Raw genomic sequence first — 15,132 nt, 5'->3', positions numbered from 1 at the left:
CTTGTTGTTGTGTTTGCGTCTTTGTTATGACTAAAGGTTAGCCAAGCGAGGTGCTTGGTTTATGCCGTCTCGATCTCTTCTCGCAAGCCTGTAAATTCAGGCATCAGAGAAATCAATTTTTTGCTGTATTCGTGTTGAGGTGCCGTGAATAACTGTTCTGTTGGTGCCACTTCTAACAGTGTACCCATTTGCATCACACCTACTCGGTCACACATCTGGCGAATAACAGGTAAATCGTGGCTGATAAACAACATAGTCAAGTTCAGCTCACTTTGCAGATCTTTCAGCAAGTTTAGAATTTGTGCCTGTACCGATACGTCCAGTGCCGATGTCGGTTCATCACAAATCAAAAGTCGAGGACGAGTCGCCAACGCACGCGCAATAGAAATACGCTGACGCTGACCACCGGAGAATTCATGAGGGTACTTAAGCCCAGCCATGCGGCCCAAACCAACATGATCGAGAAGGTCATTCACGATTTGGCGAGTTTCCGACTCGTTTTTCGTCAGTTTATGAAAACGGATTGGCTCAGCAATAATATCGAATACCTTCATACGAGGGTTCATTGAGGTATACGGGTTTTGGAACACCATCTGCATTTGACGACGCATTGGGCGGCGTTCTTTCTCAGAGGTTAAAGCTGTCAGGTCAATACCCTCAAACTTCACCTGACCAGAGTTAGGTTGGTATAAACCAGCAATAACTCGCGCAATGGTTGATTTACCAGAGCCAGACTCACCCACCAAACCAAAGGTTTCGCCTTCATGCACTTCAAAGCTCACATTATTGGATGCCTGCACGTATTCGCGACGGCTTTCAAATAAAGAGTCTTTGGTGACAAAGCGTAGATTAACGTTCTTCACGTCTAAAAGCGGGCCAGTGTACTCGCGTTCATCCTGGCTTTGTCCTAGCCAGTGATTCTTAATGTCGAGAGGCTCCATTTCTGCCGCTTCTTCGATGTAGCTGACCAAAGGGAAGCGATCTAGCTTTCTGTCTGAACGTGGAACGGCTGAAATTAGACTGCGAGTATAGGAGTGATCAGGATCGCCCAACACTTTGGCTGTTGGTCCAAACTCCACCAAGTCACCACGATACATTACCGCGACGCGGTCAGTGACGTTGGAGACCACACCCATATCGTGAGTAACCAGCATACAGCCGACATTGTTCTTGATACACAATTCTCGGATCAAGTTGAGGATTTGGTCTTGGATTGATACGTCCAGTGCCGTGGTTGGCTCATCGGCGATGATCAGATCTGGCTCACCAGCCAAAGCAATCGCAATGACGACACGCTGACGCATACCACCAGAGAATTGGTGTGGGTATTGTTTTAAGCGGTTTTCTGGCTGCGGGATGCCAACTTGCTGCATTAGAGAAAGCGCACGCTGATACGCCTCTTCATCAGAGACTTTCATGTTGGCGTGGATCGTCTCTTTCAGCTGCTGCTCAACCGTAAAAAGTGGGTTAAGTGAGGTCATTGGATCTTGGAAAATAAAACCAATCTTCGATCCGCGAACCTTACGCATCTCTTCTGGTGATAAACCAGAAATTTTTTCTCCATCCAAGAAAACATCGCCGCTAGCAACGCGACCTGGAGGGCTAAGCAAATCAATAACGGCGTTACCAACGGTGGATTTACCCGCACCTGATTCGCCAACAACACCCACGATTTCACCACGTTCAATATGAAAAGAAAGTGACTTCACGGCAGCGTGAACGCCGTGTCGGGATGGGTATTCAATACGAAGGTTTTTCACTTCTAATAGTGACATTTCAGACCTCTACTGCCTTGTCTGTGGTATCGAATCGCGCCAAAGGCACCATTCATCACCTGAATGAATCCGTTCAAATTCAGAATAATACTCTGAAATCTTAATGCGGAAACAATTTGGCAAAAATCACACAAAAAAGCAACAATTAAAGTATATTCCGCCGAGAAAACATTAAATAAACGCACAATGAGCGAATAAAAATGCATTAACAAGTATTTAACCATTTTCATATCACACTATTTTTGTGCGCCATGCACCAATAAAACTAGAAAAATGCTCTAAAAATAAGCACGAGCCAACCAGGACCATTAACCATACTATTCATGTGTAATTATTAACATTTAACAAACAATATCGTATGCGAAAAGCAATTTTTCAACATAAAAAACTATTAATAAAATAGTCGGCAAATATAAAAAGCCAAACTTAGAAAGAGAAAGGATAGGCTAAAACGTGAACACAACAGCAAAACCACACAAATCCTCTGTCGACGACGATTATGCGCCGCTTAAGCGGTTTGTTGACTAAACAAAAGAAAGTGCGGTTACCATCAATCTCCCATTGTAGGTGAAACACGTCGGTTTTAACCCTTTACGGAACAATTCAGAGTGGGATAATAGATTATCAATGTTAGAGCCAAGCTGTAAATGAAAGGAGCCCCTGTGCTTAAAGCGATTTTTTTTGATATGGACGAGACTTTATGTGCGACGTCACAAGCCGATAAAGTTGCAGGACAAAAGTTTACGACTTGGATTCATAAGACCTACCCGCAAGTTACCGAACCACAAGCTTTTTTACAGCGCTACTTACAGGGTGTGTACAAGAAGCTGAATGCGGAATTCCCTCACCTTGTGGCTCTGCTACCTGATGAAAACGCGTTCCGTTGTGGCCTGATCCAAAACATATTGGCGGAGCACGGAGTCAGCATTAATGCCGAAGAGGCTCAACAAGCTCAAGACTACTTTGACTCTGCACGTATGGGCGCGTTCACTTTCTTCCCTGGTGTAAAAGAAATGCTCAGCGACCTTCGTCAGCATTATAAACTCGTCGTGATCACTAACGGCCCGATTTTTTCTCAACACCCTAAACTCAGCGCGACACAGATGAGCGACTGGGTGGACCATATTATTGTGGGGGGGGAAGAGCCTGAAGAGAAGCCCGCTGCGAGCATTTTCCAAAAAGCGCTCGACTTGGTCGAAGTAAAACCAGAAGAAGCCCTACACATTGGCGACTCTTTACCAGCAGATATAGCAGGCGCTAACAATATGGGCATTTTGAGTGTGTGGGTAAATGCGACAGGCGCAAGTAACTCAACAGATATAACGCCAAATTTTGAAATCCAAGAAACGGTAGAGCTGAGAGAAATCCTTAAAACACTTGCCCAATAAAAGTAGCGGATTAGAAAAACACAAAACCCCAGACGTCGTTCTGGGGTTTATTTTGTCAGCTCGAAAAGCATTTGGATCATAGGTGGTCAAAAGCCCCTAGAGCTGTACACTTTTGGTGAAATTGAAATCGAATGCAGACTCTTTTAAGAGGATAGATGCAAAAAACCCCAGCCTTTCGACTGGGGCTCTAAATAGCGGTCGGTGAAGAGAGATTCGATCGGACTGGCGTTTCAGCCCACGCCCCTCAGTTCCCTACATTCTAAATTTCAAATGTAAAAAAGCCCCAGTCTTTCGACTGAGGCTTTAAATAGTGGTCGGTGAAGAGGGATTCGAACCCCCGACCCTCTGGTCCCAAACCAGATGCGCTACCAAACTGCGCTATTCACCGAGCATATATTCTTTAAATAAAGAATGGGGTGGCTAACGAGACTTGAACTCGCGACAACCGGAATCACAATCCGGGGCTCTACCAACTGAGCTATAGCCACCATCAAATTGTCATGTTTACCGCTATCTCAGCCATAAACTAAATAGTGGTCGGTGAAGAGGGATTCGAACCCCCGACCCTCTGGTCCCAAACCAGATGCGCTACCAAACTGCGCTATTCACCGACGATGTTTTATCTTGATTAAATCAAGATTGGGAGCAATGCTACCGCATTCAATCTAAAAAAGAAAGAATGGGGTGGCTAACGAGACTTGAACTCGCGACAACCGGAATCACAATCCGGGGCTCTACCAACTGAGCTATAGCCACCACTGATTTTTACCGATGTATCCTCCGAGGCAATGGTACGCCCGAAAGGATTCGAACCTTCGACCTTTGGCTCCGGAGGCCAACGCTCTATCCAACTGAGCTACGGGCGCATGCCCTATCGGCGGAGTGGAATAATACGGATATCACACTATGCCGTCTAGTACTTTTTTTACTTTTTTTATCGTTTGGTCTCTTTTTCGACAGTTATCTTCCTTTAAACTGAATTTTTGATGTGATTCACGCCCTGTCATGGATAACTTGTTGTTTATTGCAACAAGTTATCGGGATATAATCACCCATTATTTACATTGATTTAACAGCTGCAACCAAGTTGTCTAATCATTCTATGCCATTCAGTGGAATTTAGTGATTTCTCTGCTCGGCATTAATACTCTAACTATATAAATAGGTAAGTCACTTACCTCGGGAATGTGAAGTGGGTTTAATGGATATGTCTCGACAAATGATTAGCGTTTTGTTCGCTGCCTTAACGTTTTCTACGGCAGCTTTAGCTTCTGACATCAGCCAAACTGAATACGATGCGATCGCAGAACGCATCCAACCTGTCGGTGATGTTTATCTAGCGGGTTCTGAGCCAGTGAAAGAAGAACCAACCGGTCCACGTGATGGCGCCACAGTTTATGGTACTTTTTGTATTGCTTGTCACGCATCTGGCGTAAACGGCGCACCTAAAACAGGTAATGCCGATGACTGGGCACCGCGTATTGCACAAGGCAAAGATACGTTAGTGAAGCACGCGTTAGAAGGCTTCAATGCGATGCCTGCCAAAGGAACCTGTATGGACTGTTCTGACGATGAAATCATCGCAGCAATCGACCACATGATTGAAGGTCTATAAGTAAAGACATCAACGAAAAAGGCTTGCCAACTGGCAAGCCTTTTTGTTTTCAGTCAGTGAGAACAAGGTTACTCTACTTCTTAAACATTGCTCGAATATTGGCAATGTGTGCCTGACCTTTCGCCATACGCTCTTCTGCTGATACTGGCTTTTTGTTTACTTCCCATTCAACGTCATCAAATGGCAACTCATCCAAAAAGCGGCTTTGCGTCGGTTTGATCAACTCGCCGAACTGTCGACGCTCTTTGCACATAGTGAAAGTCAGTTCACGCTGCGCACGGGTAATGCCAACATACATCAGACGACGCTCTTCTTCGACGTTGTCTTCATCAATACTGGTTTGGTGCGGTAAAATACCTTCTTCAGACCCAATTAAGTATACATATGGGAACTCAAGGCCTTTTGATGCATGCAGCGTCATCAGTTGTACTGCATCGCTGTCTTCATCTTCTTCGCCACGTTCCATCATGTCACGCAAGGTCAAACGTTGAACGACTTCTTTTAACGTTTTCTCTTCTTGATCGTAGTTGTCACCTTCTAGGTCCGCCACTATCCAGGAGTAAAGATCAGAAACGTTCTTCATTCGCATTTCAGCGGCTTTCGGGCTTGCTGAAGTTTCGTATAACCAATCTTCGTAATGGATATCGCGAACCAAGGAGCGAACCGCTTCGACGGTATCGCCACGCTCAGCTTGGTCAGCAATCGCCACTAACCATTGGGTGAAACGACGTAAGTTTTCCAGGCCGCGTCCCGTTAAGTGCTGTTCGAGCCCCATTTCAAAACTCGACTCAAACAGGCTCTTCCCACGCATATTGGCATAACTGCCTAGCTTTTCTAAAGTTACAGGGCCAATTTCACGTCGTGGTGTATTCACAATGCGTAAGAATGCATTGTCGTCATCTGGGTTAACCAAAACGCGCAAATACGCCATGATGTCTTTAATTTCTGCTCGTGCAAAAAACGAGGTGCCACCAGAAATTTTATACGGCACACGGTTTTGCATTAGAGACTTTTCAATTAAGCGTGATTGGTGGTTACCACGGTACAAAATTGCGTAATCACGATAGTCGGTTCGATTCAAGAATTTGTGTGCAATCAACTCCCCCGTGACACGCTCAGCCTCATGCTCTTCATTTTTAGCCAACAACACTTTGAGTTTTTCACCGTCAGGAATTTCTGAAAATAAGGACTTCTCATAGACGTGAGGGTTGTTGGCTATCAAAATGTTGGCCGCACGCAGAATTCGACTCGTAGAGCGGTAGTTTTGCTCCAACTTAATCAATCGCAAATTCGGGTAATCTTCACCCAGCAAGACTAGGTTCTGAGGCTTCGCACCACGCCATGAATAAATGGACTGGTCATCATCTCCTACGACCGTCAATCGCCCACGTTCACCGACGATTAATTTCACCAACTCATATTGACTCGTGTTGGTATCTTGGTACTCATCGACCAACAGATAGCGGATACGATTCTGCCAACGTTGACGAACGTCTTCATGATTGCGCAAGAGTAAGACGGGCATCAAAATTAGGTCATCAAAATCGAGCGCGTTATAGGCTTTCATTTGCTTTTGGTACATATCAAAGCAGAACGCAAACAATTGTTGCTGCTCACCTTGCGCACGCGCTTTGGCTTGCTCTGGCGTCAACATGTCGTTTTTCCAATTGGAAATACAACTCAGAAGCTGACGTAGCAGATCTTTATCACCATCAAGCTGCTTTTCGGTAAGTTCCTTGAGTAGCGCCAGTTGGTCTTGGTCATCAAACAGTGAAAAGCCCGCTTTCAACCCTAAATGCTTGTATTCGCGTTTGATGATGTTTAATCCCAAGGTGTGGAACGTTGATACCATCAAACCTTTAGACTCGGCTTTCCCCAACGTTTGGCCGACACGTTCTTTCATTTCACGCGCCGCTTTGTTGGTAAACGTCACCGCTGCAATATTACGCGCTTTGTAGCCACATTGCTGAACCAGATAAGCGATTTTATTGGTAATAACACGAGTTTTGCCCGAGCCAGCACCAGCTAGCACTAGGCATGGACCAGACACGTATTTCACGGCTTCATCTTGACTAGGGTTCAGCTTCATAGAAATTCTCTGCGGGTGATAAATGTGGCGCCTATGATAAAGGGGTGGCCTCGTGAAAGCTACGCTGATTTCTTGTAATTTTCATACCAACAAGCGCAACATTCTGTTGCATAAAAGGCGGGTATTTGAGCTATAATGAATGAACGTTCATTCACTAGTGGTAGGATTATGAAGGATAACCCTGCTGTAGATAAGCGAGAACAAATCTTAGTCGCTGCAGAGCAACTCATTGCTGAATCGGGCTTTCAAGGGCTTTCCATGCAAAAGCTCGCCAATGAAGCAGGTGTCGCAGCAGGAACGATTTATCGTTATTTCTCAGATAAAGAACATCTTTTGGAGGAGTTACGCCTTAACGTTGCAAAGCGCGTCGCTACGGCTGTGCAACTGGGCGTGAGTGAAGAGATGCCTTTAAAACAGCGATATCGAACCATGTGGCTCAATATTTGGAATCTAGCGAGCTCGAATTTAAATGCGCTCAGCAATCGAGTTCAATATGAATCTCTACCCTGTTCAAATAGTAGCAAAGCTCGGGAACTTGAAAGACAAATGTTTGCCCAAGTAGATCTTCTTTTTAATCAGGGGAAAGAAGAGGGCGTATTCAAGCCTCTCGATAACGAAGTGCTTTCTGGATTGAGTTTTGAGGCAAGTGTTGCACTTGCTAGGAAACACGCTTTGGGATTTTATCAACTGGATAAGGCGGCATTAGAAGCTGCTATTGAAGCCAGTTGGGATGCAATTATTAAACACTAACTTGGAGTTCTTAATAGAATGAAAAAGTGGATTTTGATGCTATCAATTGTTTTATTGCTTTTTGGTAGTGTTGTGACATACAGACTAATTGATATCAAAGACAAAATGGAACAGTTTGCCAATCGCCCTGAACCAGCATTCCCAGTAACCGTAACTGAAGTACAAGCGGTTGATTGGGTTCCTGCTATAGAGGCAATTGGCTTTATTGAACCAAACCAAGGGGTTACCGTTGCTAATGAAACTAGCGGTGTTATCGACAAAATCGCATTTGATTCCGGTACTCAAGTCAAAGCAGGCCAGCCATTAGTACTGCTTGACTCTGACGTTGAGAAAGCGAATTTAAAGAGCTCGCAAGCCAAGTTGCCAGCAGCAGAAGCGAAATACAAACGCTACCAAGGGCTATTTAAAAAAGGCTCTATTTCTAAAGAAGCGTATGACGAAGCAGAAGCGAACTACTTCTCCTTAAAAGCGGACATTGAAAGCTTGAAAGCGACCATCGACCGACGCGAAATCAAAGCGCCATTTGATGGTGTGGTAGGTATTCGTAACGTGTACCTAGGTCAGTACCTACAAGCGGGTACTGATATTGTTCGCCTGGAAGACACCAGCGTGATGCGCTTACGCTTTACCGTGCCGCAAACCGATATTTCACGTATCAACATCGACCAAGAAGTGGATATCTTCGTGGATGCCTACCCAGAACAGCCTTTCAAAGGTTCAATTTCTGCGATTGAGCCTGCGGTTAACGTACAAAGTGGCTTGATTCAGGTTCAAGCAGATATCCCTAACAGTGATGGCAAACTGCGTAGTGGTATGTTCGCACGTGCAAACATCATTCTGCCTAAATTAGAAAATCAGGTCACTCTGCCTCAAACTGCGATCACGTTTACGCTATACGGCGACAATGTTTACATCGTAACGGAAGAAGATGGCGAGAAACGCGTTAAGCAGCATGTGGTAAAAGTTGGCGAACGCTCTAAAGATATCGCACACATTCTAGAAGGCGTGAAGCCAGGTGATGTAGTGGTGACATCGGGTCAAGTCCGTTTAAGTAACCACGCAAAAGTAAGCATTGTCGAAAGCGATGCAACTACCCCACCTGCTGAAACACCAATGCTTTAAGTTGGAGGCATCATGCGCTTTACAGATGTTTTTATAAAACGTCCAGTTTTAGCGGTATCGATCAGTTTTTTGATTGCATTGCTTGGTTTGCAAGCCGTGTTCAAAATGCAAGTTCGTGAATACCCTGAAATGACGAATACAGTGGTCACCGTGACCACCAGTTACTACGGTGCAAGTGCCAACTTGATCCAGGGCTTTATTACTCAGCCATTGGAGCAAGCGGTGGCGCAAGCCGATAATATTGATTATATGACCTCGCAATCGGTGTTAGGTAAATCAACCATTACTGTCAACATGAAGTTGAATACCGACCCGAACGCGGCATTGGCTGACATCTTAGCGAAAACGAACTCGGTACGTTCCCAGCTTCCAAAAGAAGCCGAAGACCCGACCGTAACGATGTCGACCGGTTCTACTACCGCGGTATTGTATATTGGTTTTACCAGTGACGAGTTGTCTTCCAGCCAGATCACCGACTACCTTGAGCGTGTAATCAACCCACAGCTATTCACTGTAAATGGTGTATCAAAAGTCGACCTTTACGGTGGTATGAAATACGCGCTGCGCGTATGGCTAGATCCAGCCAAAATGGGCGCATTAAAGCTGACTGCAACGGATGTGATGAGCGTTCTTAACGCCAACAACTACCAATCTGCGACGGGTCAAGCGACGGGTGAGTTCGTGCTTTATAACGGTAGCGCGGATACTCAGGTATCAAACGTTGCTGAACTTGAAGCGTTGGTCGTAAAAACGGGTGAAGGGGACGTTATTCGCTTAGGTGATATCGCGAAGGTAACACTTGAGAAGAGTCACGACGTTTACCGTGCAAGTGCAAACGGCCAAGAAGCCGTGGTTGCTGCAATCAACGCCGCGCCAAGTGCCAACCCAATCAACATCGCTGCTGATGTGCTTGAATTATTACCTCAACTTGAGCGCAACTTACCAAGTAACATCAAAATGAACGTGATGTACGACTCTACCATTGCGATCAACGAGTCAATTCACGAAGTAGTGAAAACGATTCTTGAAGCGGCAATTATCGTACTTGTAGTGATTACACTGTTCCTAGGTTCGTTCCGTGCGGTCATCATTCCTATCGTCACTATTCCACTCTCTTTGATTGGTGTGGCGATGGTTATGCAGGCAATGGGCTTCTCTTGGAACTTAATGACACTACTAGCGATGGTACTTGCCATCGGCCTGGTGGTGGATGACGCGATCGTGGTGCTAGAAAACGTGGACCGTCATATCAAAGAAGGCGAGTCACCATTCCGTGCAGCAATCATTGGTACGCGCGAAATTGCTGTGCCAGTTATTGCGATGACATTAACGCTAGGTGCGGTATACGCACCAATCGCGTTGATGGGCGGTATTACGGGCTCGTTGTTCAAAGAGTTCGCTTTAACGCTAGCAGGTTCGGTATTTGTGTCCGGTATCATCGCTTTAACGCTATCACCTATGATGTGTTCAAAGATGCTGAAGGCGAACGAAAAGCCGAGCAAGTTTGAGCAAAAAGTTCACCATATCCTTGATGGCATGACTAATCGCTACGCAAATATGTTAAAAGCAGTAATGGCGAGCCGACCAGTGGTGATCGTATTTGCCATTATTGTATTTGCAAGCCTACCTGTTTTATTCAAGTTTATTCCTAGTGAACTAGCTCCTTCTGAAGATAAAGGTGTTGTTGTGCTCATAGGGACCGCACCATCGAATTCGAATTTGGACTACATCCAAAACACCATGGATGATGTGAATAAGATTCTCTCTGATCAACCAGAAGTAGAATACGCTCAGGTATTTAACGGTGTACCGGATTCTAATCAAGCGTTTGGTTTAGCTACACTCAAACCATGGGGCGAACGAGAAGCGAGCCAAGCAGAAATCAAACAGCGTGTTGGTGGGCTTGTTTCGAGCATTCCGGGAATGTCTATTGCTGCCTACGAAATGCCGGAGCTACCAGGTGCTGGTTCAGGCCTTCCTGTACAGTTCGTAATTACAACACCAAACAACTTTGAAAGTTTGTTTACCGTTGCAAATGACATTCTGTCAGAAGTAGCAAGCAGTCCAATGTTTGTCTATTCCGATCTGGATCTGAAATATGATTCTGCAACGATGAAGATCAAGATCGATAAAGACAAAGCGGGTGCCTACGGTGTGACTATGCAAGACATAGGTATCACCCTCAGTACGATGATGGCAGATGGCTATGTAAACCGTATCGACCTAAATGGCCGTTCTTATGAGGTAATTCCTCAGGTTGAGCGTAAATGGCGTCTAAACCCAGAATCGATGAAGAACTACTATGTACGCTCTGTAGATGGTAAAGCGGTTCCATTAGGTAGTCTGATTACCATCGATGTGGTGGCCGAGCCTCGCTCTTTGCCACACTTCAACCAGTTAAACTCAGCGACTGTAGGTGCAGTTACTGGCCCTGGTGTCTCGATGGGAGATGCAGTTAATTGGTTTGAAAATATCGCACAAACCAAACTGCCTGCAGGCTATAACCACGATTACATGGGCGAATCTCGTCAGTTTGTGACAGAAGGTAGTGCCTTGTATGCAACCTTTGGTCTTGCACTTGCGATCATCTTCCTCGTTCTGGCGATTCAATTTGAATCACTCCGCGACCCTATTGTCATCATGGTATCTGTACCGCTAGCAATATGTGGTGCTTTGATCGCGTTGGCGTGGGGTACTGCCTCAATGAACATCTACTCGCAGGTTGGTTTGATCACGCTGGTCGGCCTGATCACCAAGCACGGTATCTTGATCTGTGAAGTAGCCAAAGAAGAGCAGTTACATAATAAACTGTCTCGTATTGATGCTGTGATGGAGGCTGCGAAAGTACGTCTTCGCCCTATCCTAATGACAACCGCAGCAATGATCGCAGGTCTGATCCCGCTGATGTACGCAACAGGTGCAGGTGCCGCGCAACGTTTCAGTATCGGTATCGTAATCGTTGCTGGTCTAGCAATTGGTACATTGTTCACACTATTCGTACTACCTGTGATTTACAGCTACCTAGCAGAAAAACACAAACCACTGCCAGTATTTGTTGAAGACAAAGACTTGGAGAAGTTGGCACGAGTTGATGAAGCGAAAGCAGCCCACCGTGAATTAGCGGATAACAGATAAGCTTTTAAGGCATTCAAAAAGGTCACTTCGGTGACCTTTTTTATTGCCGCTCTCTTTTTTACCATCTAAATGGCGACTTTCACGTATCATTTACTTAAAATGAGGGCAAATCAAAAGGAGTTTTAGCCACTATGTTTGACCCAAAGAAATTAGAGCAAATTGCTAAACAGATTCACGACTCAATGCCTCAACCTGTAAAAGAGTTGGGCTCTGATGTTGATCAGAAGGTTCGCCAAGTAATCCAAGGCCAACTGAATAAGCTAGATGTAGTAAGCCGCGAAGAGTTTGATGTTCAAACTCAAGTTTTACTGCGCACGCGTCAAAAACTGACAGAAATGGAACAGAAATTGGCGGAGCTTGAAGAGAAGCTTGCAGAAAAATAAGTGTTAAAACGCTCCTCACAAAGGAGCGTTTTTCTTATCGGCGCGCAGATAAATCGGCTAAAAACAAAAAGGCTTGGTCAACGGCGACCAAGCCTTTTGATTAGATGTTGTGTTTTATTTTGTATTTACCACTCCAGTCTGCCTGGAGTTCATTTAATATTTTCTCCGCTTTGCAGCAAAGAAAATTAGCCACCAACCGCGATGCGCTTCATATCTGTCATATAACCACGTAGTTCTTCACCGATGTATTCTACAGGGTGGTTGCGGATTGTTTCATTCACAGCGATAAGAGTTGCGTTATCCACTTGGTTAGACGTTTCACCTAGACCTTTACCAATGACGTCTGTACTAACAGAAGGCATGAATTTTTCACGCAGTAGCGGCGTTGCTACATTAGCAAATAGGTAGTTACCATATTCAGCCGTATCAGAGATAACCACGTTCATCTCGTATAAACGCTTACGTGCGATAGTGTTTGCGATAAGTGGCAGCTCGTGTAGAGACTCGTAGTAAGCAGACTCATCGATGATGCCAGATGCCGTCATTGCTTCGAATGCTAGCTCAACACCCGCACGAACCATAGCAACCATCAGGATACCGTTATCGAAGTACTCTTGCTCAGAGATTTCTACGTCAGTTTCTGGGTAGTTTTCGAAAGCAGTTTCACCCGTTTCTGCACGCCAGCCTAGTAGGTTCGCATCGTCGTTTGCCCAGTCAGCCATCATAGTGCTAGAGAAGTGACCTGTGATAATGTCATCCATGTGCTTGTTGTATAGCGGACGCATCAGCTCTTTTAACTCTTCAGAAAGCTCAAATGCTTTCACTTTTGCAGGGTTAGTTAGGCGATCCATCATATGAGTGATACCACCAAACTTCAGAGCTTCCGTGATCGTTTCCCAGCCGTATTGAAGAAGCTTGCCTGCGTAGCCAGGTTCGATACCGTCAGCAATCATCTTCTCGTAACATACGATAGAACCAGCCTGCAACATGCCACAAAGGATAGTTTGCTCACCCATTAGGTCAGATTTCACCTCAGCAACAAAAGAAGACTCTAGACAGCCAGCACGGTGACCACCCGTTGCTGCAGCCCAAGCTTTCGCGATATCCCAACCTTCACCTTTAGGGTCGTTCTCTGGGTGAACAGCGATAAGAGTTGGAACACCGAAACCACGCTTGTATTCTTCACGAACTTCCGTACCCGGACATTTAGGTGCAACCATTACTACCGTTAGGTCTTTACGGATTTGCATGCCTTCTTCAACAACGTTGAAACCGTGAGAGTAACCCAGTGCTGCGCCTTCTTTCATTAGCGGCATTACCGTCTCAACAACGTTTGTGTGCTGCTTATCAGGAGTAAGGTTTACTACTAAGTCAGCTTGTGGAATTAGCGTTTCGTAGCTACCTACCTCAAAACCGTTGTCTTTTGCGTTTTTGAATGACTGGCGTTGCTCATCAATCGCTGCTTGGCGAAGCGCATAAGCAACGTCTAGACCTGAGTCACGCATATTCAGACCTTGGTTAAGACCTTGAGCACCACAACCTACGATGACCACTTTCTTGCCTTTTAAGTAATCAGCTTCTGAAGCAAATTCGCTACGGTCCATAAAGCGACAACGACCTAATTGGTCCAGCTGCTCGCGCAAGTTTAAGGTATTGAAATAATTAGCCATCTGGGTGCTCCTTTGAGATTCTTCCATTGAGGTCGGTAATTGCCTTACCGAATAACTTCATACTAAAACAGACATTAAATTGCTTAAAGTGATATATTCACAATTAGTTATTGCAATTTGTGCAACATGGAAATGAAGATTTAATGAATATCAAAAGCCTGCAACTTTTTATTCATCTGTGTGAGAGTAAAAGTTTCGCTAAGACCGCAGCAGCGATGCATGTGAGTCCTTCAGCCTTGAGCAGACAAATACAAAAGCTAGAGGAAGAAACTGGCCAACAATTATTTTTGCGGGACAATCGCAGCGTTGATTTAACGAGCCAAGGCAAAAAACTGGTTCCTGTCGCCTTAAAAATTCTTGGCGAATGGCAGCAGTACCAAAGTCACCTAAAGGGAGAAGAGGACGAATTGAAAGGAGAAATCCGTCTATTTTGTTCGGTTACTGCAAGCTACAGCCACCTGCCAGAGTTAATCTCTGATTTTCGTCTTCAGCATCCTTTTATCGAATTTAAGCTATCAACCGGCGATCCAGCTCAAGCGATCGACAAAATTTTAGCAGATGAAGCCGATATTGCCATCTCAGCCAAATCTGAGCAGATGCCAAGCAAAATCGCATTTGAAACGATCAGTGAAATACCGCTTTCTGTCATCGCTCCTGTCGGCGTGAGTTCATTTGCGGAAGAGCTACAAAAAGAAAGACCAAACTGGTCAGTCATTCCATTCATTCTCCCAGAAGCAGGGACAGCAAGAGATAGAGCCAATACTTGGCTCAAACAAATGAAAATAAAGCCGAATATCTACGCGCAAACGTCAGGGCATGAAGCCATCGTAAGTATGGTTGCACTAGGATGCGGTGTAGGTATCGCACCTGATGTCGTGATCAACAATAGCCCGGTGAGAGAGAAGATAAATCGCTTAAAAGTATTACCAATTAAGCCGTTTGAACTTGGTGTCTGCTGTACCAAAAATCAGTTAGAGAATCCATTAGTGAAGGCTTTTTGGACAGTAGCAGAGAGTAAATACATTACACCTTAACGATAGAGATAGATGTTTGAGTTTTGAGTGCTTAAGCAATTTTCAGAACCCTGAAACGCAAAAAAGCCCACTCGAAAGAGTGGGCTTTTTTCAAATTTAAAGCCTGGCGATGTCCTACTCTCACATGGGGAAGCCCCACACTACCATCGGCGCTATTTCGTTTCACTTCTG

General features: G+C 45.1%; 10 protein-coding genes and 5 tRNA genes. 7 read left to right on the top strand and 8 right to left on the bottom strand.

The genetic code is table 11. From position 1 onward, the window contains the following. Positions 1–59: 59 nt before the first annotated feature. Positions 60–1,775, bottom strand: coding sequence for a dipeptide ABC transporter ATP-binding protein (locus ACWYVB_RS12855; protein WP_457529095.1), 1,716 nt, complete (start codon positions 1,773–1,775; stop codon positions 60–62). Between the two features lie 662 nt (positions 1,776–2,437). On the opposite strand from ACWYVB_RS12855, the gene ACWYVB_RS12850 reads away from it, so the two are divergent. Beyond that, positions 2,438–3,163, top strand: a complete 726-nt coding sequence (locus ACWYVB_RS12850) for an HAD family hydrolase (RefSeq protein ID WP_005394354.1) — start codon at positions 2,438–2,440, stop codon at positions 3,161–3,163. 311 nt (positions 3,164–3,474) lie between these two features. Here ACWYVB_RS12850 and ACWYVB_RS12845 read toward each other — a convergent pair. From ACWYVB_RS12845 to ACWYVB_RS12825, 5 genes are all read right to left on the bottom strand, one after another. Continuing rightward, positions 3,475–3,551 (bottom strand) — tRNA-Pro (locus ACWYVB_RS12845). Positions 3,552–3,575: 24 nt separating this feature from the next. Beyond that, positions 3,576–3,651: transfer RNA gene (locus ACWYVB_RS12840), tRNA-His, on the bottom strand. 46 nt (positions 3,652–3,697) lie between these two features. Further along, positions 3,698–3,774 (bottom strand) — tRNA-Pro (locus ACWYVB_RS12835). A gap of 69 nt (positions 3,775–3,843) precedes the next feature. Beyond that, positions 3,844–3,919 (bottom strand) — tRNA-His (locus ACWYVB_RS12830). 33 nt (positions 3,920–3,952) lie between these two features. Further along, a tRNA-Arg gene (locus ACWYVB_RS12825) sits at positions 3,953–4,029 on the bottom strand. 335 nt (positions 4,030–4,364) lie between these two features. Between ACWYVB_RS12825 and ACWYVB_RS12820 the strand changes: the two genes are divergently transcribed. Then, entirely contained in the window at positions 4,365–4,778 is a 414-nt protein-coding gene (locus ACWYVB_RS12820) for a c-type cytochrome (protein ID WP_005384252.1), read from the top strand. Positions 4,779–4,851: 73 nt separating this feature from the next. Here the strand turns inward: ACWYVB_RS12820 and rep are convergent, their stop codons facing one another. Beyond that, positions 4,852–6,867 (bottom strand): DNA helicase Rep, encoded by a 2,016-nt coding sequence (gene rep, locus ACWYVB_RS12815; protein ID WP_005398170.1) that lies wholly within the window; start codon positions 6,865–6,867, stop codon positions 4,852–4,854. 168 nt (positions 6,868–7,035) lie between these two features. On the opposite strand from rep, the gene ACWYVB_RS12810 reads away from it, so the two are divergent. The 4 genes from ACWYVB_RS12810 to ubiK all read left to right on the top strand — a co-directional run bounded on the left by ACWYVB_RS12810 (position 7,036) and on the right by ubiK (position 12,257). After that, positions 7,036–7,617: a TetR/AcrR family transcriptional regulator gene (locus ACWYVB_RS12810; RefSeq protein WP_005398171.1), complete on the top strand. Its 582-nt coding sequence runs from the start codon at positions 7,036–7,038 to the stop codon at positions 7,615–7,617. Positions 7,618–7,635: 18 nt separating this feature from the next. Next, on the top strand, positions 7,636–8,739 hold the full coding sequence (locus ACWYVB_RS12805; RefSeq protein WP_012841250.1) for an efflux RND transporter periplasmic adaptor subunit: 1,104 nt from the start codon (positions 7,636–7,638) through the stop codon (positions 8,737–8,739). Positions 8,740–8,751: 12 nt separating this feature from the next. After that, positions 8,752–11,874 (top strand): multidrug efflux RND transporter permease subunit VmeD, encoded by a 3,123-nt coding sequence (gene vmeD, locus ACWYVB_RS12800; RefSeq protein ID WP_006743289.1) that lies wholly within the window; start codon positions 8,752–8,754, stop codon positions 11,872–11,874. A 131-nt stretch (positions 11,875–12,005) separates the two neighbouring features. Then, on the top strand, positions 12,006–12,257 hold the full coding sequence (gene ubiK / locus ACWYVB_RS12795; RefSeq protein ID WP_005398178.1) for a ubiquinone biosynthesis accessory factor UbiK: 252 nt from the start codon (positions 12,006–12,008) through the stop codon (positions 12,255–12,257). 185 nt (positions 12,258–12,442) lie between these two features. Here ubiK and ilvC read toward each other — a convergent pair whose 3' ends face one another. Continuing rightward, positions 12,443–13,927, bottom strand: coding sequence for a ketol-acid reductoisomerase (gene ilvC, locus ACWYVB_RS12790; RefSeq protein ID WP_109168648.1), 1,485 nt, complete (start codon positions 13,925–13,927; stop codon positions 12,443–12,445). A 143-nt stretch (positions 13,928–14,070) separates the two neighbouring features. Between ilvC and ilvY the strand changes: the two genes are divergently transcribed. Then, the gene (gene ilvY / locus ACWYVB_RS12785) at positions 14,071–14,961 is read left to right on the top strand and encodes an HTH-type transcriptional activator IlvY (protein WP_268979752.1); all 891 of its coding nucleotides are present in this window, start codon (positions 14,071–14,073) and stop codon (positions 14,959–14,961) included. The last annotated feature ends 171 nt before the right edge of the window (positions 14,962–15,132 follow it).

The organism is Vibrio sp. JZG10 (genome assembly GCF_054064075.1).
The sequence above is the reverse complement of the archived record's forward strand: the minus strand, read 5'-3'. Positions and strand labels throughout refer to the sequence as shown.